Source organism: Nocardiopsis sp. KDC1DS13DA1, from assembly GCF_055632325.1.
Map to the genome: position 1 here is coordinate 201,488 of NZ_JBVMUY010000014.1, position 22,437 is coordinate 223,924.

Consider the following 22,437-nt stretch of genomic DNA (forward strand, 5'->3'; position numbering starts at 1 on the left):
CGGCGCGGCGGCGTGTGCGGCTACACGCTCGACGACACGACCTGCACCAAGCGGGGCGCGCACTACTGCGAACCCCGCGCAGATAAGTTCGTGAAGTTCTGCGCGGAGTTGCTGCGACACACCAAGGGCCCCCACGCGAGGAAGCCGTTCGTGCTTCGCCACTGGCAGGAACACGAGATCGCCCGGCCCCTGCTGGGCGAGGTGATCTGGTCCGAGGACCACGGCCGGTACGTGCGCCGGTACCGGATCGCGTACGTCATCGTCGCCAGGAAGAACGGCAAGTCGGAGCTGGCCGCCGCGATCCTCCTCTACCTCCTGGTCGGCGACGACGAGGAGTCGGCGGAGGTCTACGGCGCGGCCAAGGACACCAAGCAGGCCGGGAAGGTGTTCGAGCCCGCCCTGCGGATGGTGCAGCTCTCCCCGCCGCTGTCGCGACGGTTGAAGCACACCAAGAACGCGCGCCGCATCTACGACGAGCGGACCGCCTCCCACTACGAGATCATCACCGCCGACGCGACCGGCGAACTGGGACACAACCCGCACGGGTTCTGCCTCGACGAGGTGCTGTCCCAGCCGGACGGCTCCCTCTGGGAGGCGATGACTACCGCCGTCGGCGCCAGGGCGCAGGAGTTGCTGTTCGCCGCTAGCACCGAGACCAACGACGCCGCCAGCTTCGGCGCGGACCTGATCGACGAGGCCGAGGCCATCCAGGCCGACCCGAAGCGTGCACCACACGTGTTCGCGTTCGTGCGCAAAGCGCCCCGGTCCGAGGATGAACTCGACCGGCTGCGTGCCGCGTTCCCGGGCCACCCGGGCCTGCCGGTGTCGCTGGACCCGTGGGACGAGGCGAACTGGAAGTGGCCCAACCCCGCCCTGGGTGAGTTCAAGAGCATCGAGGCGATGCGCCGCCAGGCGCTGGAGGCCCGCGACTCCCCGGTCAAGGAGAACGGGTTCCGCCAGTTCCAGATGAACCAGCGCGTCCAGCAGACGACCCGCTGGATCACCATGGACCTGTGGGACGCCAACACCGGCGAGATCGCACCCACCCCGGACTGGGTTCTGCCCCAGCTCGCCGGGCGCAAGTGCTGGGCGGGCCTGGATCTGTCCTCCAAGATCGACCTCACCGCATGGGCGTTGCTGTTCGCTGACGGGTCGGTGATCTGGCGGTTCTGGTGTCCCGAGGCGATCGTCCCCAAGTTGGATGAGCACACCGACGGCCGGTTCTCCGAATGGGTGTCGGCCGGGTGGGTGCGCGTCACCGACGGCGACGTTATCGACTACCAGGCCGTGTACGAGGACATCGAGACCGACCACGGCCGGTACGCCATCACCGACGTCACCTACGACCGGTGGTCGGGTGAACCCGTCCGCCAAGAGGTCCAGGCCCGCACTGGCCTGGAGATGGTCGAGTCCGGGACGACCTTCGACAAGATGACCGCCCCGATGACCGAGACCATGCGGATGCTCAAAGCCCACGAGCTGCGCACCTTCGGCAACCCGGTCGCCCGGTGGATGGCCGACAACCTCGTGGCCAAGTCCCCCAGGGACGACCCCGACCGCATCCGCCCGGTCAAGCCCGAACGCCACAAGACCGGCCTCCGGATCGACGGGATGCCCGCCCTGTTCTTCGCCGTGGACGGCCAGCTCGCCAGCGCGGTCGCCGACGCCGACTCCCTGCCTGAGGCCGACATCTTCTAGGAGGCTGCGATGCACCGATGGGCCGCCACAGCCTGCCTGGCCGCCGGGGTCTGGATCCTCGCCGGGCCCGGGTGGGCGCTGCTCGCCCTCGGGGCCCTGGTGTGGATGCTCGCCCCCGCCGGGTCCGGGGAGGTGCGCGCCGACGCGCTGCGTCAGCGCGCGGCCGACGCCGCCGCGGCGGCCCGCGCCGCCTGGGGGTGGGCCCGGTCCGCCCCGCGCCGCTCCATCGCGGTCATGACCATGGTCGTCGGCGCGCTGCTGCTGCCCCTGGGCGTCGGCGTCCTCGCGAGCGCCGTCGTCGGGGTGGCCGCCGGTGCCGGGGCCGGAGCGGTCACCGCCGGGGTGGGGCTCGCGGGCCTGTCCCTCCTCACCGGGTGGAACGCCTGATGGGGTGGCTGAGTGGTCCGCCCGAGGCGAAAGCGGCGGCCGGGGCCGGGGGGCTCGCGCCGACCCTGAACCTGGGGCCCGGCTCGGCCTTCTACCCGGCCTCCGGGTTCCTGTCGGCCGCCGCTCACGGGTTCGGCCGCAACGAGCTGGTGTACGCCTGCCTCATGGAGCTGGCGACCTCCATGCCCGAGGCGACCCTGCGCGTGTACGGGCCCGACGGGCTCGGTGAGTCCAAGGAAGGTCATCCGCTTCGCCGTCTGCTCGCGGACCCGAACCCCATCCTCAGTGAGTTCGAGCTGTTCGAGCTGACCGTCATCCACCTCTACTTGGCCGGGACGGCGTTCTGGGAGATCGTCCGCGATCAGGCGGGCCGCCCCGTCCAGCTCTGGCCGTTGCGCCCCGACCTGGTCCGGTTCTGGCTCCAGCCCAACGGCCGCCTTCGCTTCGGGTTCTGGACCACAGCCGGGACCGTTGACCTGGGCGAGGACGTCATTGCGTTCCGGCTCCCCAACCCCATCGACCCGCTGGTGGGGCAGCCGCCGCTGAGGCCCGCCATTCGCGCTGTCGCCCTAGACAACGAGGCCACCGACTTCGTCAAGGCCCTCCTGCAGAACCGGGCCGTGCCCGGGACGGTCATCACCGTCCAGCAGCGGTTGGACGAGGCGACCGCCGACCGGCTCGTCACCAAGTGGAAGACCAAGTTCGGCGGCAACCGCCGTGGCGAACCCGCCGTGCTGCAGCAGGGAATGGAAGCCAAGGTCCTCGGCCTGGACCTGGACAAGCTGGAGTTCCCCGACCTGCGCACCATCGCCGAATCTCGGATCTGTATGGCGTTCGGGGTGCCGCCCATCCTGATCAGCGCCAAGGTCGGCCTCGACCGGTCCACGTTCGCGAACTACGCGGAAGCGCGTCGGAGCTTCTGGGAAGAGACGATCATGCCGCTCCAGCGCCGGTTCAAGGACGTGATCGTCCGCGCGCTCCTGCCCTTGGTCAACGACGCCTCCTTCGCCGTCCCGCGCAGGGTGGCCGTGCGGTGGGACCGCTCCGAGGTGCTCGCCCTCAAGGAGTCCGAGCAGGCCATCTGGGAGCGCGCGAACTCTGCGCTGCGGGCGGGGGCCATCACCGTCAACGACTTCCGGCGCACCGTCGGCATGCCACTCGTGGACGGCGGCGATGTGTTCCTGCGCCCGGCCGGGGTCCTGCCCACTACCGCCGACGGCACCCCCACCGGCGGCGCTGCCCTCAGCGACGAAACGGAGGAGACCACCGAGGAGGAGGACGCCGGGGCCGAGGAGGACGAGGACACCACCGAGGACGACGACGGCCTGGAGGGGGCGTCGCTGTCCGACGCCGACCTGGCGCGCATGCTCACCGCACTCCCGCCGGGGTGAGCTGAGTGGCTGCCCGCCCCCGAGTGCCCGCCCGGCTCGAACGCGACGCCGTGCGCCGGATGGTCGCCTTCTTCAAGCTGCAGCGCACGGCCATCGTCGAACGGTGGCCCGACCCGAAACAGCACCGGCCCGGCGCCCGCAAGGCCCGCGTGGACGAGCTGTTCAACCTCGGCCGCTGGAACCGGGTCCTCACCCCCGAGATCAACGGCATCGCCCTGGCCGTGTCCCTCGCGGCCGGCACTTCGGTCATGGCGGGCCTGGAGGGGTTCTCCGAGGACGACTACGACGCTGACCTGACCCTGGCCTGGCTCGCCGCCCACGCCGCCGCTGTCGCCGCCGTCATCAACACGACCACCCGAGCCGACCTCGCGACCGCGCTCACCGCCGGGCAGGGCCCCGACGACATCGCTGACCTGTTCACCGGCTACCTCACCCGCCGCGCCCCGCAGATCGCCCGTACCGAGGCCACTGCCGCGGCCGGGTTCGGCACCCGCGAAGCCGGACAGCAGACCGGCCGCCCCATGGTCAAGACCTGGCGGACCGGATCCAACCCGCGTTCCTCCCACGCCCGCGTCGACGGCGAGACCGTCCCCCTGGACGACCTGTTCTCCAACGGGGCCCGCTGGCCGGGCGACTCCCGCCTGGACACCGAGGACCGCGCCAACTGCAACTGCTCCATGGAGATCGACACCGAGTGAGGAGACCATGACCCGACAGACGCTCGTCGTGCCGGTCGAATGGAAGGCCGACGACACCGAGGACGAGAACACCCTGACCGGCTACGCGTCGACCTTCGGCAACGTCGACCTGCAGTACGACACGGTCGCCAAGGGTGCCTTCAAGAACAGCCTCGCCCGCGTGGCCAAGGGCGAGGTGCCCTACCTTGCCGACCACATCGCGTCCGTGCGCAACGTCATCGGCACCCTGACGGAGGCGGAGGAGGACAACCGGGGCCTCAAGATCAAGGTGCGGTTCGCCACCGACGCGGACTCCCAGGCCATCCGGCAGAAGATGATCGACGGCCACGTCCGCAAGATGAGCATCGGCTACGAGCCCCTGCAGTGGCGGTACGAGACCCGAGGCCAGAACCGAGTCCGCGTCCTGGAAGACGTGCGTCTGTGGGAAGTCAGCGCGGTGGTGTTCCCCGCCAATCCCCAAGCCGTCATCCAGACCGTGAAGTCGGCGGTGGCCGAGGCCATCGACACGGTCGTCGCCGGGGCGGTCGCCGCCGGAGGCGACGAGGCCGAGGTCAAGGCGCTGATCGCCTCCTGGGGCGCGCAGGCCCCTAACCCGGCCGGGGACGTCACCCCCGGCGACGGCACCGACCAGTCCGGCGCGAAGCCGGGCGGCGTCGACACCAAGACCACCACTCCCCACCTGGACACCGACGCCGGGGCAGGCGGGGGCGCCGAGTCGACGACGGACCCCAGTCCGGACTCGCTCACGCTCCTGATGCACAAGGCGGACGCCGTGCTCGCAGGCCGGGACCCGGACGCGACCGCCGACCCCGTGAAGCTCGCGGGCGTCGACGCGCGCCTGGACGCGCTGGACACCTTCCTCCAGCGCCACACCCGTGCGGAGGAGCTGGCCGACGAACTGGCCGCCCTGCGCGGGAACCGGTAACGACCACGACACACGAGGGCTCGCCGCTGGCGGGCCGTTTTCGTGTGCGCACGAAAGGAGGGCGGGCCATGGCCCACCCGCTGCTGGTGCGTGCCGCGCAGTGCATCGAAGCCGCGCGCGCACTCAACGATGAGTTCCCCGACAAGGCGGCGATGCCCGCCGAGGTCGCCCAGAAGATGGACGCTCTGCTCGGCGAGGCGTCCAAGTGCAAGGCCCAGGTGGAGCGTGAAGCCAAGCTCACCGACCTGGACAACTACCTGACCGCGCCGCAGTACAAGCACGACATGAACGCCGACGGCAACGGCGGCACCGCAGGGTCCGGCGGCCTGTCTGTCGACCAGATCGGCGGCATCTACACCACCGACACCCAGCGCAAGCAGGCCAAGGCCAAGGCGTTCCTGGAGTTCGTCCGCAAGGGGCAGCACATGTCCCATGAGCGCAAGGCCGACCTGGTCGAGGACACCGAAGGCCAGGTCCTCGTGCCCTCTGACTGGGTCGGCACCATCCTGCGCGAGCTGCCCCGCGAGGCGGTCATCCGTTCCCTGGCGGCCGTGCAGCCCACCACCTCCAACAAGCTCGACATCGGCGTGGTCACTGTCGCCGCCGCCGGGTGGGGCAAGCTGGAGACCGGCACCACCGCCACCGACGGCCTGGCCGCCGACCCGGCCGACAAGGACAGCATCGAGGTCCACGACCTCAACGCCCTGGTCAAGATCGGCGTCGACCAGCTCGAAGACGCCGACGACGACCTGGAAATGATCATCACCCAGGCGCTCACCCTCAAGCTCGCCGAGCAGGAGGACGACGCGTTCGCCAACGGGTCCGGAACCGGTCGGCCGCGCGGCCTCGCGCAGGCCACCACCATCACCCAGGGCGTGGCCGCCGCAGTGGGGGAGACCGTCACCGGCGACGAGCTGAAGCGGACCGTGTTCCAGGTCCCGTCCCAGTTCCGCCGCAAGGCCAACGCCGCCTGGCTCTACCACACGTCCGCCGAGGAGAAGATCGCCCTCCTCAAGGACGCCGACGGCCGGTACCTGCTGCAGCCTTCCCTGTCCCAGGGCGAGCCCGACACCCTGCTCGGGTACCGGGCCTACACCGTCGACGGCCTCCCGGCGATCACCACCACGGTGGACGGCGCCGGAGCGGGCACCGACAAGTCGGTGATGTTCGGCGACCTCCGGCAGGGCTACATGATCGCGGACCGCCGCCGGATCACCGTCACCCGCCTCACCGAGCGGTACGCCGAGGAGGGCAAGATCGGCCTCCTGTTCCGCCACCGGGTGGGCGGCGACGTGATCCGCCCCAAGGCGTTCGCCTGGTACCGCCTCTGACCCTGACCACCCAAGGTGGGGCGTCCCGCACCAGGGCGCCCCACCTGACCTCGAAGGAGGAGCTGTGAGGATTCGCGTCACCGAGCCCGTCACCATCAAGGTCAAGGGCGGCAAGAAGGTCGGCCTGGACGCCCACCACGAGTACTACCTGGACGACACCAAGACGGCCGCCGACCTGGTCCGCCAGGGCAAGGCCGTGGAACTGGACGCCCACGGCCGGGAGGTGAAGCGGCCCGCCCGCCAGGCGGCGAAGACCAAGGAGCCGGGCGGTACCCCGGGCAAGCCCGGCGCCGACCGCACCACCAAGGCCGCGACCGGAGCCCCGGAGAACAAGCAGACCGAGGGGCAGGGGAAGAAGGATGGCTGAGCCGACCGTGTTCGACGAGGACACCGGCGCCTACGTCCACGGCGCGGCGATCCCCGACGTGCCCACCGACGTGTCGGCGGACGCCGCAGCCAACGCCGACGCCATCAATCTCATCCTGGCTGCCCTGCGCTCGCGCGGCATCATCGCCCAGGACTGACCCATGGCCGCGTTCGCCACCCCCGCTGAGGTACGGCTCTTCCTCGACGACGAGACCCTGGACGACACCCGCGTCCAACTTGTCCTGGACGTGATCTCTGACGAGATCCGCTCCGCCGTGGGCTGGTCCGTCACCCAGGAGACCGACGTGGTCGCTGTCCTCGACGGGCCCGGAAACCCGAACCTGTTGCTGCCCACCCTCCACCTGACCACCGTGTCCTCCGTGGTCGAGGACGGCATCCCCCTGACCTCCGGGGCCTTTTTGCCCTACCCCAACGGGGTGGTCAAACGTGCCTCCAACGGGATCGCGATCGCCTGGACCCACCGGCTTCAGGGCATCACCGTCACCTACACCCACGGCTACCCCGACGCCGCCGTCCCCGGGGTGTTCAAGTCGGTCACCCTGGACGTGGTCGGCCGGATCGCTGACAACCCGGCGGGCCTCCTGAAGTCGCGGACCGTCAACAAGGTCTCGGTGTCCTACGCGGACGTCCGGACCCTGGTCGGCCCCATCGACGACCACCGCCTGGACGTGTGGCGGCTCCCTGACGGAGGGCTCGCATGAAGTTCGGTCGAGAGACCCTGACCGTGGTGCGCGGGCCCGGCACCGACCGGCACGGCGACCCGCTCCCTGGAGACCCCGGCGAGACGCCCTCCAACGGCTGGGACGTCCAGCCCGCCGCCACCTCCGAGGACGTCGACGAGGGCGGCGACACCGTGGAAGAGGAGTGGACAGCGATCGGCCCGCCCGGGGCGGACATCACCGCCACCGACCGGGTGCGCTGGCGCGGCGACCTCTACCAGGTGCAGGGGAACCCGGCGTGGTGGCCAGACGAACGGGGACGCGCCCACCACGCCGAGGTGACCCTGCGGCGGGTCCGTGGCTGATCCACGTCGCAGTACGTTACCCCCGACCACCACGCCGCCATGACCGCCGGGCACACCGCCCGCACAACCACACCCCAAAAGCGCCCTTGACCTGCAAAAACGGTGATCCGTCCGGGCCGTATACGACTCATGCTGACCCGGGGTCGCGCCCAGCACGCCCGGTCTGACCGGCGCGCAGCCGCATTTCACACAGTGTGACCCACCCAGGGAGGTGCCATGGCTGACCTCCCGCCGTTCCCGGATATCGAGGACCTGCTGTGCGAGGCTCTCGCCGACCTGGGCAAGACCGGCTCCGAGACCCCCGCCGACCTCCAAGACCACCTGCCGTGGATCCGGCCGACCCGCATCGGCGGGACCGACGACCGGCGCACCGACACCTCCCGCGTGGACGTGGACGTGTTCGCGCCCACCCGCAAGCAGGCATGGCAGGTCGCCCGCGCCGTTCAGCAGCGGCTCATCACCGGCCCCACCCGGGTGCCCGGCGTCGGCGTCATCGACCGGGCCCGCACCGAACTGGGGCCGCGCCGCGCCCCGCACCCCGACCAGACCATCCGCCGGGTGCTCGCCACCTACCGTGTGAGCGCCCGCCGCTAAGGCCCGCCCGCCTTCACCCCGCTGACCTGCGGGGCTTCCGCATGGACTCCCACGAGAGGAGCCGGGCCCGTGGCCGCATGGGAAAGCCTGAAGAACCACCAGAACCAGCTCATCCGGAAGGCGTTGGAGGGCTCGACGTTCATCGCGCCCATCACCTCCAGCGCCATCGCATCCCTGACCGGAGCCGACAAGTCCCTCAACGCCCTCCCGGCCGGGTACAACGACCTCGGGTGGATGTCGGACGACGGCCCGCAGTTCTCCGCCGACGTCACCAGCTCCGACATCACGTCCTGGGGTGCGGTCGAGCCGACCCGCCGCGACATCACCGCCGATGTCACCACCCTGCAGGTCGGCCTCCAGGAGACCAACAAGCACACCCTTGGGCTGTACACCGGGGCGGACATGACCGCCGTCGTCCCCGACCCCACTTCCGGCGAGGTGGCGATCTCCAAGCCCGACCGGCCCCCGCTCCGGTTCTGGCGGGTCCTGACCATCGGCGTGGACCTGTCGGACGCCGGTGAGATCTACATCGCCCGCTTCCTGCCCCGGGCATCGGTCACCGACAAGGACGACCAGGCGTTCCAGTCCTCCGACGACAACCCGCTGGGCTGGCCGGTCACCCTCACCGCCTACATGGACAGCTCCGTGGGCTACTCGGAGCGGTTCTTCTTCGGCGGACCGGGCTGGGAGGCCCTGCTGTCCGCGATGGGCTTCTGACGTGACCGCCCGCCGTGCCGTGCACCTACGGCTGGACCTAGGAACCCCACGCCCTGTCGACGCACTGTGCCCCGACTGCCACCTACCAGCGCTCATGGACGCCGACGTGCTGCTCCTGCACACCGACGGAGCCACCTGTGTGGGAACGCTCACCATCTGCACCACCGACGGCTGCGACACCGCACCGTCCCCCTGACCGCCGTGGCGGCCGGTAAGCCGGGCGGGCGCCGGCCGCCGCGGCTCCACCTTCGCCCGCCCCCGTGAGGAGTGCCATGTCCACGGAGTACGTGTCGCCCGACGGCGCGACCCAGACCACGGACAACCCCGTGGTCGAAGTGCGGCTGCGCGCACGGGGATGGAGGCCACGCCCAGAGCTGGAGTCCGCCGCCGAGCACGACAAGGCCGCCGCCGCACGACTGGAGAAGGCGCACGCTGCACGCGCCGACGCCGACCAGCGCGCCACCGACCGTAGGGCCGCCCTCGACCGGAGCCCTGCCACCGGTGCGGCGCAGGCGCGGACTGCCCGGCCGGACACCCCCCGATCCCGCGCCCGCACCGCCAAGACCAAGAATGACACCACCGAGTAGGAGTGGAGCCCGCCCATGGCCGCACGCAGTAGCCAGCGCCCGCCGCAGCGCAAGTCCCCCGTCCGACCCAAGGACGTGTTCGACCTCGACGCCCTGGAGAAGGACGGCGAGGTCAAGCCATTCGGTGTCCGCCTCGGAGGCAAGGTCTTCACCATCTCCGACCCGTTCGACGAGGACTGGCAGGACACCATCCTCATCGACATGAACGACATCGAGGGCAGCCTGCGCCCGCTGCTGGGCGACCAGTACGAGGACTTCAAGAAGATCCGCATGCCCCTGTGGAAGATGAAGGCCCTCAACGAGGCCATGGAGGCCCACTACGCGCGGTTCTACGGCACCCGGGGGGAAGACAGCGCCTCGTCTGGCTCCTGACCCGTTACCGGGACCAGATCGAGGCTGACCTCGCCCTGATCGGGTGGGACCTCGCCGTGCTGTGGACGAGCAGGCGGTGGCGGTTCCTGCTCAACCTGATCGACCACCTGCCGCGCACCTCCCACCTGGCCGCGGCGATGGCCGACGACGACGAGCTGGCGGAGAACAGCCCCGAGCCCACCGGGTCGAGCGCGCCGCCGCTGACCGAGTGGTCGCCCGAGGTGGAGCGGCTGACCCTGGCCGTCGATCGGCTCGGGGAGCTGGTCGCTGCGTTGATCAACTCGGTAGGCGGCAAGGCCAAACCGCCCAGGCCGCTCAAGCGGCCGGTCACCGCACGGGACCGGGTCAAACGCAGGGACCAACAGCGCAAACGGGACCATCTGCTCGCCGAGCTTGGGCGTGCCCGCCAGGAGCGGCGGCCGTCCATGGCTGACGCCCCCATCGCGCCGGATCCGCTGCACTCCGCCCTGCGCCCGGGACGGACACCCGCACCACCACAACCTGAAGGAGAGGGGTGAGCCATGGCCCTGGTCGATTTCGAGCTGGACACCGACGGCATCGCCGAGGTCCTGAAGTCCCCGGAGATGCGCGACGCCATGAACGGCGCTGCGGTGCGAGTCGCCGCCGCGACCCGGAGTCGTGTGCCCAAGGACGAACGGGTCGTCTACAAGGCGTACACCACCGACCGGCGGGCGGCGTCGGTGACCGTCATGTCGTCCGAGGACCGCAGCGAGGAGCTGTACCAGGCCGCGCGCAGCGCGGGCCTGGAGGTCACCGAAGAGCCGCCTGCATCCGAGTAGAGACGAGGCCCGCCCATGCCCACCGAACCTGAGGTGTTCGACCTCGACGCCGTACCCCCACCCATGCCGCTGGAACCGTTCCCCATCACCTGGGGCGGGAAGCGGTTCGTCCTCGCCCACCTCCAGGGCCTGGACGCCTGGGAACTGATCGAAGCCGCCATCGGTGGCGACACCACCGCCATGACCGGATCCCTGCGCATCGCTCTCGGCGACCAGTACGCCGAGTTCCGCGCGCTCGGGCTGCCTCAGTACAAGGTCCGCCCGCTGTGGAAGGCGTGGATCGACCACTGCAAGCCGCCCGCACTGGACCCCGACGAGGACCCTGGCACCACCTGACCCACTCACCTGTGCACAGCCCGCCCGGCCCGCACATCAGCGACATGACCAGGACCGGACGGGGGGTGGGGTGTGACCAACGTTGGCTATGCCACCCTCCAGGTCATCCCGTCCATGCGCGGGGTGTCCGACGAGCTTCGCCAGCAGCTTGTCCAACCCGCTGGAGACGCAGGCGAGCGCGCCGGTAAGGCTGCCGGGAGCGGGCTCAAGGACAAGATCCGCGCGGGCGCCGCCGCGGCCGGAGTCGTTGCCGGGGCCGTGCTCGTCACGGGGATCACCGACGCCCTTGGACGCATGGACGCGGGCAACCTCCTGCAAGCCCAACTCGGCACCACCGGGCCCGTCGCCGAACGGCACGGGCGGATCGCCGGAGAACTGTACGCCGAAGGCGTCACCGCCACGTTCGAGGACGCGGCGGCGTCCATCCGTGCTGTGGTCCAGTCCGGGCTGGCACCTCCGGACGCCACCAACGCCCAGCTCGAAGAACTCGCCACCAAGGCGTCCGACGTCGCCACGGTGTTCGAGCAGGACTTGGGCGGGGTCACCAACGCCGTGTCCCAGATGCTCCGCACCGGTCTCGCGGGCAGCGCGGACGAGGCGTTCGACCTGATCAACGCTGGCTTCCAGGGTGGGGTCGACAAGGGTGAGGACTTCTTAGAAGTCATCAACGAGTACGGCACCCAGTTTCGCAAGGCGGGTCTGGACGGCGGTACCGCGATCGGCCTGATGAACCAGGCCATCGCCGCTGGTGCCCGCGATGCGGACATCGCCGCTGACGCCATCAAGGAATTTTCCATTCGGGCGGTCGACGGGAGCGACCTCACCCAGTCCGGGTTCGAGGCCCTCGGCCTGTCGGCGTCGGAGATGGCAGCCCAGTTCGGCGAGGGCGGAGCGTCGGCGACCGCAGCCCTGGACACCACCCTGGACCGGCTCCGCGACATCGAGGACCCGGTCGCGCGGGCAGAGGCCGCGACCGCCCTCTTCGGGACCCAGGCTGAGGATCTCGGCGAGGCGTTGTTCGCCATAGACCCGTCCACAGCGGCGTCTGAGTTGGGGGAGTTCGGGGGCACGGCCGAGCAGGTCGGCGAGACCATCCGGCAGGGGCCCGCCCACGAGCTGGAAGTCCTCAAGCGCGGGCTCCAAGGCGATCTGGTCGCCGCCCTGGGCACCGCCGCGACTTGGTTCAACGACGCCGACCCGGCCGCACAGAAGTTCGCCCTGGGGCTCGCCGCCGTGGCGGTCGCCGCCGGGCCGCTGTCGTTCGTCGCCTCGGGCATCACCCGCGTCGGCGGCGCGGCCATCGGCGCAGTCGCCGGAACCGCCCGATTCACCGGCGGCCTCATCCGCGGATCGGCGGCGCTCGGGGAGAACGCCTCCCGGGCATCGCGGGCCGGTGCCGCCGTGCGCACCTTCGGAGGCGCAGCCGGTCGGCAGATCAGCAGCATGGCAGGGTTCGTCCGCTCCCTCGGCCTGCTCGCCGTCGAGTACACCAAGATCGGGCTGAAGGCCGGTGTGGCGCGCGGCCGGATCCTCGCTGTGGCTGCCGCCCAGCGGATCGCCGCAGCAGGCAACCTGGCCCGCACCCTGGCGCTGGCCGCCGTCGAGTACGGGCGGATCGCCGTACGCGCCATCGCGGCGCGCGCCGCCGTCATCGGTCAGGCCATCGCTCAGCGCACGGTCGCTATCGCCACGGGAATCTGGACGGCAGCACAGTGGGCCCTGAATTTGGCGTTGAACGCCAACCCGCTGGGGCTCATCGTCATCGCCATTGTCGCGGTGGTCGCCGCCATTGTTCTCCTGTGGCGAAATTCGGAGACTTTCCGGACGATCGTTACCGCAGCCTTTAATGCGGTCTGGTCGGCCATCAAGTTCGTCTGGTCGTGGGTGAAAGCGAACTGGCCGCTTTTGCTCGCGATCATTACCGGCCCGATCGGGATCGCGATCGGGCTCGTGATCCGCTACTGGGACCAGATCAAGGCGGCCACTCTCGCCGCGTTCGGGTTCGTCAAGTCGGCGATCGCCGCAGCCGTCCAGTTCCTCGTCGGGCTGTTCCTGAACTTCACGCCCGTCGGGCTGATCATCAAGCACTGGGACACCCTGAGGGAGAAGACGACCGCTGCCTGGCAGTGGATCCGCCAGAAGGTGTCCGCGCTCTGGCGGGCCCTCGTCGACTGGACGGTCTCCCGCGCCCTGGCGCTGCGAGACCGGGTCGTCAGCGCGGTGACCGGCCTGCGCGACCGCTCCGTGGCGCTGGTCGCCAAGGCCCGTGACTGGGTCGTCAGCCGGGTAACCGAGCTGCGAGACCGGGCCGTGGCACAGGTGACCGGACTGCGCGATCGGGCCGTGGCGGTCCTGGCCGCGCTCCGAGACCGGGGCGTGGCCATCGCCTCAGCCCTGCGTGACTGGGTGGTCGCTCGTGCCCGGCAGCTCCGCGACCGCGTGGTCGGCGCGGCCGACACGCTGCGTTCCAAGGTGATCTCCGCGTTCGAGCGCGCCCGCGACGGCGTTGACAAAGCCTGGTCGAAACTGCAGGACGTCGCGAAAGCCCCCGTCCGGTTCCTGATCCAGACGGTGTACAACCGTGGAATTGTCGGACTCTGGAACAAGGTGGCCGCGAAAGTCCCGGGCATTAACGAGCTTTCGGAGATGAATCTTCCGCGCGGTTTCCGGAAGGGTGGCATCCTTCCCGGATATTCGACCTGGCGGCAAGGCGACGACCAGGTCATCCGCGCCCGCAAGGGTGAGGGAATCGCCATCAGCGAGGCCATGCGGGTACCCGCGCTCCGGCGTGAACTGCTCACGTGGAACGCGGTCGGCGTGCGTGGTGGTGTCGGCGCACTGCGACGGTACGCCCAGGACCGGCGCGCCCGAGTAGCCTCCTCCCCGCACGCGATCGCTGCGGGGCAGCCGCCCATCGACGGGTTCGCTGTCGGCGGCATTGTGGGCGAGTGGATCGGCAGCGCCTGGGACTCCATCGTCGGCAAGCTCAAGGACTGGGCGACCGCTCCCCTGAACCGCCTGCGCGACCGGATGAAGGACCGCTACGGCGGCGGCCAGGACTTCCCCGGCATCCCCTACCGGATGGTGGTCGGCATCCGCGAGAAGATCCTGAGCCGACTGGGCAGAGCGGACTCCGACTACGCGGCGTCCATGGCTGGAGGAGCCGACGACTGGGTGGGACTGGCGTCCGCGTCGGCCCGCCTGCGCCGCGCGGCCCGGTTCGCTCGCAGCCAGCACGGCGACCCGTATGTGTGGGGCGGCGCAGGCCCGCACGGGTTCGACTGCAGTGGTTTCACGGGGAGCGTGGAGAACCGCATCAGGGGCGTCGGACCCTATTTCAGGCGATACAGCACGCATGCCTTCCAGGGCAACAGCGCCCCGCCCGGATGGGTACGCGGACTCCGCTCCCCGTACCAGGTCGGGATCACCCACAGTGGTGTCGGCCACACGGCGGGCACGCTCATGGGCGTCCACATCGAAAGCCGCGGCGGCCGTGGCGTGATCGTCGGACGGGGAGCACGCGGCGCCAACGACCGGCTGTTCTCGACCACGTACGGGTTCCGCCCCGTGGTGGGCGACTCCAGTGCAGGCGGCGGCAACTCGTTCTTCTACGACAGCGGAGGCTACGCACAGCCCGGAGTCACCGCCCTGATCAACGGCACTCGTAAGCCCGAGCCTGTCCTGACCCACCGGCAGTGGTCGGACATCTCCACTCTCGCTGGGCGGGGAGCCGAGCGGTCGGGTGACACCTACAACCTGTACCCGCGCACCCTCGACATGACGGTGCGCGACCTGGAGGTCCTGCAGCGCCGCCAGGAGGCGCGCGCCCGAGTCGGACGCCCACGGTAGGGAGGTCGAGCTGTGCCGATCATCGCGGGCGACCACTCGGGCGGTGTGGTTCTGCCCGAAGTCGGGTTCGCCACCGCCGTGTACATGGATCCCACCGGACGGGTGTGGCCGCTCACTGACGACCGGCGCGGCTGGTTCACTCTCGCCGACGGGGTGTCGGGCCTGGGGGCGGCACCCTATGACCTGACCACGGACGCTCACCCGCGCGGCGGTGTGCGGCTACGCCATGCCCAGCCACAAGCCCGCACTGTGGTGTGGCCGATCCACGTCTACGGCCAGGACCACACCGAGTTCATCGGCAGGTGGCGGGCGCTGGTGAAGGCGTTCACCGACACCCTGCGGCGCGGCCCCGGCCTGCTGGAGATCGCTCGGCCCGACGGCACCCGCCGCCGCATCGCCGTCTACTACAGCCAGGGCTTCGAGGGGCAGGGTGAGCAGGGCACAGGCATCGTCTCCGACAGCGCGGTCCTGTCCCTGCTATGCGAAGACCCGTACTGGGTGGACGCGGTACCACTGACCGCGCACCGTGAACACGGCGTCGGTGAGGACTTCCTCCAGCCCTACCCGTCGGTGTCCTCCGGCCAGGTGCTCGGCTCCACCACCCTGGCCAACCCGGGTGATGTGGTGGCCTGGCCGCAGTGGACGATCACCGGGCCCGCGTCCCTGGTGACGTTCACCCAGAACGACACTGGGGAGTCCTTCACTGTCGACCCGGCCGCGGTCGGCGGGAGCCTGCTCGCCCATGAGCGGGTGGCGGTGTCTACCGATCCGCCCCGGGTCCGCAAGCTGAGCGTGGAGCAGCAGACCATCAACCTCGGTGCGGCGACTGCCGGGACCATCACCATCAGCGTGTTCGGTGAGACCACCGTGCCCATCGCCTACGACGCCGACGCCGCGACGGTACAGACCGCCCTCGAAGGGCTCGTCGCTGTCGACCCCGACGAGGTCCTGGTGACCGGCGGCCCACTCCCCGCCACCATCACCCTGGCCTTCGTCGGCCGGTACGTGGGCGTGGACCTCGACGAGGTGGTGGTCACCCCCTCCGGGCTGACCGGAGGCACCGTCACCGTCGCCACCACCGTGCAGGGCGGCACCGCCAACTGGGTCGGCGCCCTCGACTGGCCTGGGGCTGAGCTGTGGCCGCTCCAGCCCGGCCCCAACCCGGTCGTGTTCCAGCTCGATGGGTCCGGGCCCGGGTCCGCCGTCGACCTGGCGGCGTCCGCCCGCTACGAGACGGCGTGACCATGACCATCAGCCTGCTCGTCACCGACCAGGACCTGGTCGTTCAAGGCGACCCCATCGACGGGTGGACCAACCTCGACTCGACCTTGCGGTTCAACGAACCCGCCAGCGGCAGCGTGGACCTGCCCGCCCGGCCCGAGGTGATGGCGCAGCTCCAGCCCGGGGCCCGCCTGGTGGTCATCCGTGACCGGGTCGTGTGGTGCGCCGGGCCCTTGGAGATCCCCCAGGACTACGCCTGGTCGGTAGGCGACTCGGCCGAACCCGGCCCCGGCAAGGTCACCGTGAACTTCTCCGACGACCTCGCCCGCGTGGCCGGGTACGTCACCTGGCCCGACCCGGCCTTGGCCTGGTCCGCGCAGCCCACCACTGGCACCTGGCAGGTCACCGCCACCAACGCCGAGACCATCATCCGGCAGGTGGTCGACGCCAATTGCGGGCCGTCCGCGCGCCCGGAACGCCGTATCCCCCACCTGGCCCTGGCACCCGTGGCCGGGGTCGGCACCACCACGACCCTCACCACTCGGTTCGAGGGTCTGCTGGTCGCGGCCCGCCGAGCCGCCCTCAACGGCGGAGCCCTCGGGGTCCGCACCGAGCAGGTCGGCGACCAGATCCTGTTCGAGGTGTACGCGCCGGCCGACCTCACCAAGACCGCCCGGTTCTCGCGGGGGCTCGGCAACCTCCGCTCGGTCCAGTACAAGCAGTCCGCGCCGTCGGTCACCCACGCCCTGGTCGCCGGGGGAGAGGACACCAGCCGCGTGTTCGTGGAGGTCGCAGACACGGCCGCCGCAGCGGAGTGGTGGCGGGTGGAGAAATTCGTTGACCAGTCCAGCACCGCCGATGACACCAACGGCGAGCTGACCGGAGCAGGCACCGAGGAGCTGGCGGGCGGCGCCGCCCCGGTGGAGTTGGCCACCGTCACCGTCGACACCGAAGACCTGCGAGCTGGTCGGGACTTCGGGCTCGGGGACCGGGTGACCGTCGAGCTGCCGACCGGACTGGAGGTGACCGACGTCGTTCGGTCCATCCACCTGCAGGCCACCCCGAACGGAGGCGAGTACGTGTCCTCCCTCATCGGGTCGGCCGAGGCCACCTCCGATCCGCAGACCGTACGTCTCATCCGTGACCTGGGCCGACGGCTCGGACGACTGGAAGCGAGCAGGTGAATCATGGCGCAGAACTCCTGGCCGTCCCCGAACTACAACAGCCGCAACGTCACCGACGCCGAATACGAGGCGTTGGCCGCGCGGTTCTCCGATGACGGCGTGCTTGGGGACCCCGGCGACACCGCTGTGGTCACCGCAGGTACCGGCCTGCAGGTGCTCGTCCGCGCGGACAAGTACGCCAGCCTGCGGGGGCACGCCTGGACGTCGGGCGCTGTCGACGACCCCCTCACCATCAGCGGTAACGCCTCCGGATCCACCCGCACCGACCGTGTAGTGCTCCGCCTGGACCGCTCCACCTGGGACGTGCGCGCCGTCGTCAAGAACGGCACCCCCGGAGCGGGCGCACCCGCGCTCGCCCAGGACCCGGGTGATACCGGGATGTGGGAGATCCCGCTGGCCCGAGTGATCGTCCCTGACAGCGCGTCGTCGGTGACCGTCACTCGCGAGGAACTGTACGTCGGCACTCGCGTGCGACCGGTGGACTCAGCCACCCCCAACCCGTTTCCCGGGCTGGGCGAGATCCAGTACGAGCGCGATACCGGCCGGTGGCGAGGATGGGACGGCAGCGCCCGCCGCACCCTGTACGAGGACAGCGGCGAGGTAGCGCTCGGGTCTGGCTTCTCTACCTGGGAGCCCAGCGCGGACAACGTCGGCCGCCTCCACAACGGCGTAGTGACCCTGCGCATCGCGGTCCGACGCGCCAACAGCACATTCAGCGTCAACGACCCCGACGGCTCCAAACTCGGTACCGTCCCCTCCGCGCTGCGCCCCCTCAGCCGATACCACTACGCCACGGGCCACTTCACCTCCGGTGCAACAGCCCGAGTCGAAGTGCGCACCGACGGCGAAATCTGGGCGCGGTACCCCAGTGAGTCCATTCCTCCAGGTCGCACTCTGGGCCTGACCATGACCTACGTGAGGTGGTGAGATGGCCCGGCACCGGTTCGGCGGTATCGCCGACTACGTGATCACCCTGGGGGCCGACAACGCGGCGACCCTGCAACCCGGAGTCACAGTCACCTGCTGGAACCAGGCGTCGGGGGGCGTTCAGTACACCGACCTGACGGACATCGACCAGCTCACACCCATTCCGGGCGGTGAACTCACCAGCACTGCGGTCGGCTCGGTCCCCGAGTTCTACGGCCCCGACGGTGTCCGCTCCCTCTACCTGGACGCGAACTCGGGGGCCGGGCCGCGGCGGCGCGCCCTGGCCATCGACATCGGAGAAGACCTGACAACCACCGAGACCGGGCTCGCCGACCACGAGAGCCAGGCCAACCCGCACATGACGGCGCTGGCCAATCTGATCGACGCCGCAGCAGACCCGGCGACCGCCGACGTCAAGGGAGGTGGCGTCCTCACCTACGATCTCGACACCGCCTCCTGGAGACCAGACGGATCCACGGCCGCGCTCATGGGCTGGCACGCGGCCTTGGCCGACCGCCACTACGCCCGCGCCAACATCGTGGCCTTGGGCGACAGCATCACCGAGGGGCAGGGTGCAACGGATTTCGCGCACACATGGCCCGCGCGCCTGCGCGACCTGTTGCGCGCTCGGTTCCCTACCGCCGGGGTCACCGGCGGTCGCGGGTTCATCGGCGCAGCCTCCACCGGCACCCTCTCCTACACCTGGCCCGCCACCCTCACAGGCAGCCCATCCCTGGACACCGGATGGGGGCCCAAGAGGTACGCCGCGTTCCTGGACGGTGCGGCACCCGCCGACACCCTCACCTACACCCTGCAGGGCACCTCAGTGGACATCCTGTGGGGTCGCTCCTCCCTCAGCGGCACGTTTCGGTACCGGGTCGACGGCGGGACGTGGACGTCCGTGGACACCTCCGGCTCCGACCAGGACGGGCAACTCACCCGCGTCACCCTCGGGACCTCTGGGCCGTACACCCTGGAGATCGAGGCGGTCACCGCGACCTTCAAGCAGATCATCGCTGGGGTCGTGGAGTACGACGGTGACGAGAGCGCGGGAATCACCGTGCACGACGCCTCCCACTTCGGGTGGGACAGCACCACCTGGGCCACGTCGACCGACGCAGAAAAATGGCCCTCAGCCATCGGCGCTCTCGAACCGGGCTTGGTCGTGGTCATGCTCGGCGCGAACGACCAGTGGGCAGGAACCGACCCAGCGACGTTCCGCACCAACGTCGCGTCCCTCATCTCCGCGCTGCGCGGCGCGACCCTGGCCCCAGTCCCGCACCCACCCATCCTGATCGCGATGCACGCCGCGCGCGGAGACGGCCCCTTCACCCACCCCTGGGCCGACTACGTCGCCGAGGCACACGCACTCGCCCGAACCGACCCCTTGGTCGCCGTCGCCGACCTCACCCTCGGGCCACGCTTCCCCGACCAGGCCGACAGCCCCAACTGGGGCCTGTACGCCGACGCCGTCCATCTGTCCGACCGGGGCCTGTCCTATGTCGCAGACCGGCTCACCGACATCCTGTCCCCTCGGTGAAGAGTTATCCCTAATTCGTCAAGAGCCGTTTTAGGGAATTTGACTTTATTTGGTGAATGAGAAGCCCAAATTTCGTCTACGGACAGTGTCCCGAACGGGGGGGGGGTAGATCAGACAGGCGATCACTGCGCATCGGAAGAAATTTGCTAGTTTCTTGGTTAACTGTATTCCTCGCCGTTTCTAAGCCAAGAATCTGGCAACCCTTTGATCACGTTATTTGACTCTCCAATTGCATCCATAAGGCCCATTGGGGGCTGGTCAGATTGGGCTTCACTGAAGTCTACTTCGCCGCTTATGAAGTGGGCGTTGTTGAAGTTTACCTCGCCATCGATGAAATGGCTACCAAAGGACACTTCACTTCCGTTGAAACGGGCGCCGAAGAAGGATACTTCACTGCCGGTAAATTTTGCATTGTCGAAGTCTACTTCTCCGCTTTTAAAGTGCACATTGCGGAAGTTAATTGTACCACTTCTGAACTCTGCATTTGCGAAAGAAGTATAGTTTCCAGAGAAGACGGATTCGGATAGGTCTCCTCCATCAAAGATGGCGCCATCGAAGTTATAGTCTCTTCCCCTCCAGCGACTTTTCTCGTCTTGTAGGCGTGATCCGATAATGCTGATGATGGTGTGTCGTACCTCGCGGAAAGATTTAAATTCCAAGACACGCCTGTGGTGCGCGGTGATTCGGGCACGGGTAGCATACTTGGGTGCATCACCGGGCGGGGGGGTATAGGGCATACGCAGATAGGCGCACAGTACATCGATGACCATCTGCACAAGGTCATCACGATATTCAGGGGCATCGTCGGCAAGGTGAGCCAAGGCGTATGCTCCGGCCAGGCGGACAGCTGCCTCCTGGTCGCCAAGCTTTTTGCTGGCGCAGTCGAAGCGATCCGTGAAGAGCCTAGTCTCGTCGCGTTTATCACTGTTCTCGGTTGCGCGCTGTCGACGGTATGAAATTACTATCAGGGCAGCCCCACCGATCCCCGCAACAACGGCGAACGAACGTGTGGCGATTACGTTCAGCGTCTCTAGCTCCAATTCTGTGGGCCAGTCAGGTGGTGGGGTGCCAATCATCCAATAAGTAGACAGTATAATAAGGAATGTCAGTGCGATTGCTGAGACGCACGTAACGACGATTAGGGCACCCAGCCAGATGTGTTTGAATCGCCATCTTTCTGGCCATGCTTTGGCGCAGAGGATCGATAGTACCAGGGTTACAAAAATCCAGAAAAATGCAAGTCCGAGAACTTGAACGATGGCCCATAGGGTTACTGTGATGATTATCAGTAGACTGAGAGTCGGTATGGGTTCGTGATTGTTGGCTGGGTTTTGCGTGTGCTGTTTGTGAGTTTCTTGATTATTCATGTCGACAGAGTAGCAAATGAAAGTGACTTTCTGTGCATGACTCGCCGTTGGGGCTTGTTGTGTGGGTCTGTTTTCCGTAGGCTCCCTGGATTGATAAATGCTCACTGGGGTGGCGTCTATTTCTGTCTTGCTCGATTAGGTTGAGTCTATTGCAATTGGCTGGCTATGTTCTTTTCGCCCATGTGAGGAGTTTTGTATGGCCTTGACTTTGATCCTGGCTATCGGAGGCGCTGCGGGTGCTCTCCTCACGATTGGGGCGTTGCTGCGCGCCGCTTGGCGGGCCAACCGACGCATCGTTCGTATCGCGGACGCGGTCAACGAACTGCTCCCCAACGGCAGCAACTCGATCAAGGACCAGGTCACCCGCATCGAAGGTCAGGTCACCACCTTGACCCGCAGGTTCGACGATCACCTTGCCGACCACCGAACCCGAAGGGGCGACCGGTGACCGGGCTGGCAGTGCCGACCTGGATGTGGCTCGTGCCCGTAGGCACGTTCGCCGCTCTGGAGGCGTGGGCGCTGCTGAACCGGTCCGAGCGCGAGGACACCCTGTCCGCCGTCATCCGGCGCCTGGCGGGTATCCGCCCACGCCGCCCCTGGCGGCCGGTCGGCATCGCCGTCATCGCCATGTTCTGCACCTGGCTGGCCGTCCACCTGATCACCGGCCTGATCTGACCACACCCTCATGCGCGCACTCCGAGCGCGTACCCGCCCGCCGTCCAGTGAGGCGGTCTTTTTCATGCCCGAGGAGGGCACCATGCCCGACTACCTGCTCACCGTGTACGGACGTGTCCGCCACCTGCTGCGCTTCCGCCGTAACCCTGCCCTCTACCTGGCCGTCGGCTTGGTCGCCGTGCTCACGGGCTGGAGGGTCGCCAACGGCATGCCCATCGAGGATGTCTTCACTGAGCACTACGTGGAGTCCATGCTGATCCTCGCGACCGGGGTCATCACCCGCCTGCAGGTGTGGTCCCCCGAGTCCGTGGAAGACCTGATCGCGGCCCGCGAGTCCTACTCGGCCCCGGAGGACACCGTCGAGTTCGACCCCCGCCTGGCCACGCCGCCGGACGAGGGCACTCGCGAGGGCTGACCTGTGGACGTC

27 protein-coding genes are annotated in these 22,437 nt (G+C 68.8%); 26 read left to right on the forward strand and 1 reads right to left on the reverse strand.

All coding sequences use genetic code 11. The features are described 5' to 3' along the window. Positions 1–12 precede the first annotated feature (12 nt). The 23 genes from ACTVAJ_RS09180 to ACTVAJ_RS09290 all read left to right on the forward strand — a co-directional run bounded on the left by ACTVAJ_RS09180 (position 13) and on the right by ACTVAJ_RS09290 (position 19,968). Complete coding sequence (locus ACTVAJ_RS09180; protein ID WP_470387649.1) at positions 13–1,698, forward strand: terminase large subunit; 1,686 nt, start codon at positions 13–15, stop codon at positions 1,696–1,698. 9 nt (positions 1,699–1,707) lie between these two features. Beyond that, the gene (locus tag ACTVAJ_RS09185) at positions 1,708–2,085 is read left to right on the forward strand and encodes a hypothetical protein (RefSeq protein ID WP_470387650.1); all 378 of its coding nucleotides are present in this window, start codon (positions 1,708–1,710) and stop codon (positions 2,083–2,085) included. Then, positions 2,085–3,476 carry a phage portal protein gene (locus ACTVAJ_RS09190; RefSeq protein WP_470387651.1) on the forward strand — a complete coding sequence of 464 codons (1,392 nt, stop codon included), beginning with the start codon at positions 2,085–2,087 and terminating at the stop codon, positions 3,474–3,476. Before ACTVAJ_RS09185 ends, ACTVAJ_RS09190 begins: the two co-directional genes overlap by 1 nt. 5 nt (positions 3,477–3,481) lie before the next feature. Next, complete coding sequence (locus ACTVAJ_RS09195) at positions 3,482–4,174, forward strand: hypothetical protein (RefSeq protein ID WP_470387652.1); 693 nt, start codon at positions 3,482–3,484, stop codon at positions 4,172–4,174. A gap of 7 nt (positions 4,175–4,181) precedes the next feature. Then, complete coding sequence (locus ACTVAJ_RS09200) at positions 4,182–5,099, forward strand: HK97 family phage prohead protease (RefSeq protein WP_470387653.1); 918 nt, start codon at positions 4,182–4,184, stop codon at positions 5,097–5,099. Positions 5,100–5,167: 68 nt separating this feature from the next. After that, positions 5,168–6,430, forward strand: coding sequence for a phage major capsid protein (locus ACTVAJ_RS09205; protein WP_470387654.1), 1,263 nt, complete (start codon positions 5,168–5,170; stop codon positions 6,428–6,430). A gap of 64 nt (positions 6,431–6,494) precedes the next feature. Next, the gene (locus ACTVAJ_RS09210) at positions 6,495–6,797 is read left to right on the forward strand and encodes a hypothetical protein (protein WP_470387655.1); all 303 of its coding nucleotides are present in this window, start codon (positions 6,495–6,497) and stop codon (positions 6,795–6,797) included. Then, positions 6,790–6,954, forward strand: a complete 165-nt coding sequence (locus ACTVAJ_RS09215; RefSeq protein WP_470387656.1) for a hypothetical protein — start codon at positions 6,790–6,792, stop codon at positions 6,952–6,954. Before ACTVAJ_RS09210 ends, ACTVAJ_RS09215 begins: the two co-directional genes overlap by 8 nt. Before the next feature lie 3 nt (positions 6,955–6,957). After that, entirely contained in the window at positions 6,958–7,518 is a 561-nt protein-coding gene (locus ACTVAJ_RS09220; protein ID WP_470387657.1) for a hypothetical protein, read from the forward strand. Beyond that, a complete protein-coding gene (locus tag ACTVAJ_RS09225; protein WP_470387658.1) occupies positions 7,515–7,841 on the forward strand; it encodes a hypothetical protein in 327 nt (108 codons plus the stop codon). Before ACTVAJ_RS09220 ends, ACTVAJ_RS09225 begins: the two co-directional genes overlap by 4 nt. A gap of 216 nt (positions 7,842–8,057) precedes the next feature. Further along, entirely contained in the window at positions 8,058–8,435 is a 378-nt protein-coding gene (gp17, locus tag ACTVAJ_RS09230) for a tail completion protein gp17 (protein WP_470387659.1), read from the forward strand. Positions 8,436–8,504: 69 nt separating this feature from the next. Continuing rightward, on the forward strand, positions 8,505–9,152 hold the full coding sequence (locus ACTVAJ_RS09235; RefSeq protein WP_470387660.1) for a phage tail tube protein: 648 nt from the start codon (positions 8,505–8,507) through the stop codon (positions 9,150–9,152). Between the two features lies 1 nt (position 9,153). Beyond that, positions 9,154–9,348 carry a hypothetical protein gene (locus ACTVAJ_RS09240; RefSeq protein WP_470387661.1) on the forward strand — a complete coding sequence of 65 codons (195 nt, stop codon included), beginning with the start codon at positions 9,154–9,156 and terminating at the stop codon, positions 9,346–9,348. A gap of 76 nt (positions 9,349–9,424) precedes the next feature. Next, on the forward strand, positions 9,425–9,739 hold the full coding sequence (locus tag ACTVAJ_RS09245; protein WP_470387662.1) for a hypothetical protein: 315 nt from the start codon (positions 9,425–9,427) through the stop codon (positions 9,737–9,739). Between the two features lie 15 nt (positions 9,740–9,754). Then, entirely contained in the window at positions 9,755–10,111 is a 357-nt protein-coding gene (locus ACTVAJ_RS09250; RefSeq protein WP_470387663.1) for a hypothetical protein, read from the forward strand. A gap of 56 nt (positions 10,112–10,167) precedes the next feature. Further along, on the forward strand, positions 10,168–10,629 hold the full coding sequence (locus ACTVAJ_RS09255) for a hypothetical protein (RefSeq protein ID WP_470387664.1): 462 nt from the start codon (positions 10,168–10,170) through the stop codon (positions 10,627–10,629). 3 nt (positions 10,630–10,632) lie between these two features. Next, the gene (locus ACTVAJ_RS09260) at positions 10,633–10,911 is read left to right on the forward strand and encodes a hypothetical protein (protein ID WP_470387665.1); all 279 of its coding nucleotides are present in this window, start codon (positions 10,633–10,635) and stop codon (positions 10,909–10,911) included. Between the two features lie 15 nt (positions 10,912–10,926). Next, positions 10,927–11,247, forward strand: coding sequence for a hypothetical protein (locus ACTVAJ_RS09265; RefSeq protein WP_470387666.1), 321 nt, complete (start codon positions 10,927–10,929; stop codon positions 11,245–11,247). A gap of 72 nt (positions 11,248–11,319) precedes the next feature. Then, entirely contained in the window at positions 11,320–15,096 is a 3,777-nt protein-coding gene (locus ACTVAJ_RS09270) for a phage tail tape measure protein (protein ID WP_470387667.1), read from the forward strand. Positions 15,097–15,108: 12 nt separating this feature from the next. After that, the gene (locus tag ACTVAJ_RS09275) at positions 15,109–16,338 is read left to right on the forward strand and encodes a phage tail family protein (RefSeq protein ID WP_470387668.1); all 1,230 of its coding nucleotides are present in this window, start codon (positions 15,109–15,111) and stop codon (positions 16,336–16,338) included. A 2-nt stretch (positions 16,339–16,340) separates the two neighbouring features. After that, entirely contained in the window at positions 16,341–17,501 is a 1,161-nt protein-coding gene (locus ACTVAJ_RS09280; RefSeq protein ID WP_470387877.1) for a siphovirus ReqiPepy6 Gp37-like family protein, read from the forward strand. A 3-nt stretch (positions 17,502–17,504) separates the two neighbouring features. Beyond that, positions 17,505–18,428: a hypothetical protein gene (locus ACTVAJ_RS09285; protein ID WP_470387669.1), complete on the forward strand. Its 924-nt coding sequence runs from the start codon at positions 17,505–17,507 to the stop codon at positions 18,426–18,428. A gap of 1 nt (position 18,429) precedes the next feature. Then, entirely contained in the window at positions 18,430–19,968 is a 1,539-nt protein-coding gene (locus tag ACTVAJ_RS09290; RefSeq protein WP_470387670.1) for a GDSL-type esterase/lipase family protein, read from the forward strand. A gap of 158 nt (positions 19,969–20,126) precedes the next feature. Here ACTVAJ_RS09290 and ACTVAJ_RS09295 read toward each other — a convergent pair whose 3' ends face one another. Continuing rightward, positions 20,127–21,335 (reverse strand): pentapeptide repeat-containing protein, encoded by a 1,209-nt coding sequence (locus ACTVAJ_RS09295; RefSeq protein WP_470387671.1) that lies wholly within the window; start codon positions 21,333–21,335, stop codon positions 20,127–20,129. 196 nt (positions 21,336–21,531) lie between these two features. On the opposite strand from ACTVAJ_RS09295, the gene ACTVAJ_RS09300 reads away from it, so the two are divergent. From ACTVAJ_RS09300 to ACTVAJ_RS09310, 3 genes are all read left to right on the forward strand, one after another. Next, positions 21,532–21,783, forward strand: a complete 252-nt coding sequence (locus tag ACTVAJ_RS09300) for a hypothetical protein (protein ID WP_470387672.1) — start codon at positions 21,532–21,534, stop codon at positions 21,781–21,783. Beyond that, entirely contained in the window at positions 21,780–22,010 is a 231-nt protein-coding gene (locus tag ACTVAJ_RS09305; protein WP_470387673.1) for a hypothetical protein, read from the forward strand. The genes ACTVAJ_RS09300 and ACTVAJ_RS09305 overlap by 4 nt, the downstream gene beginning before the upstream one ends. 82 nt (positions 22,011–22,092) lie before the next feature. Further along, positions 22,093–22,425, forward strand: a complete 333-nt coding sequence (locus tag ACTVAJ_RS09310) for a hypothetical protein (protein ID WP_470387674.1) — start codon at positions 22,093–22,095, stop codon at positions 22,423–22,425. The last annotated feature ends 12 nt before the right edge of the window (positions 22,426–22,437 follow it).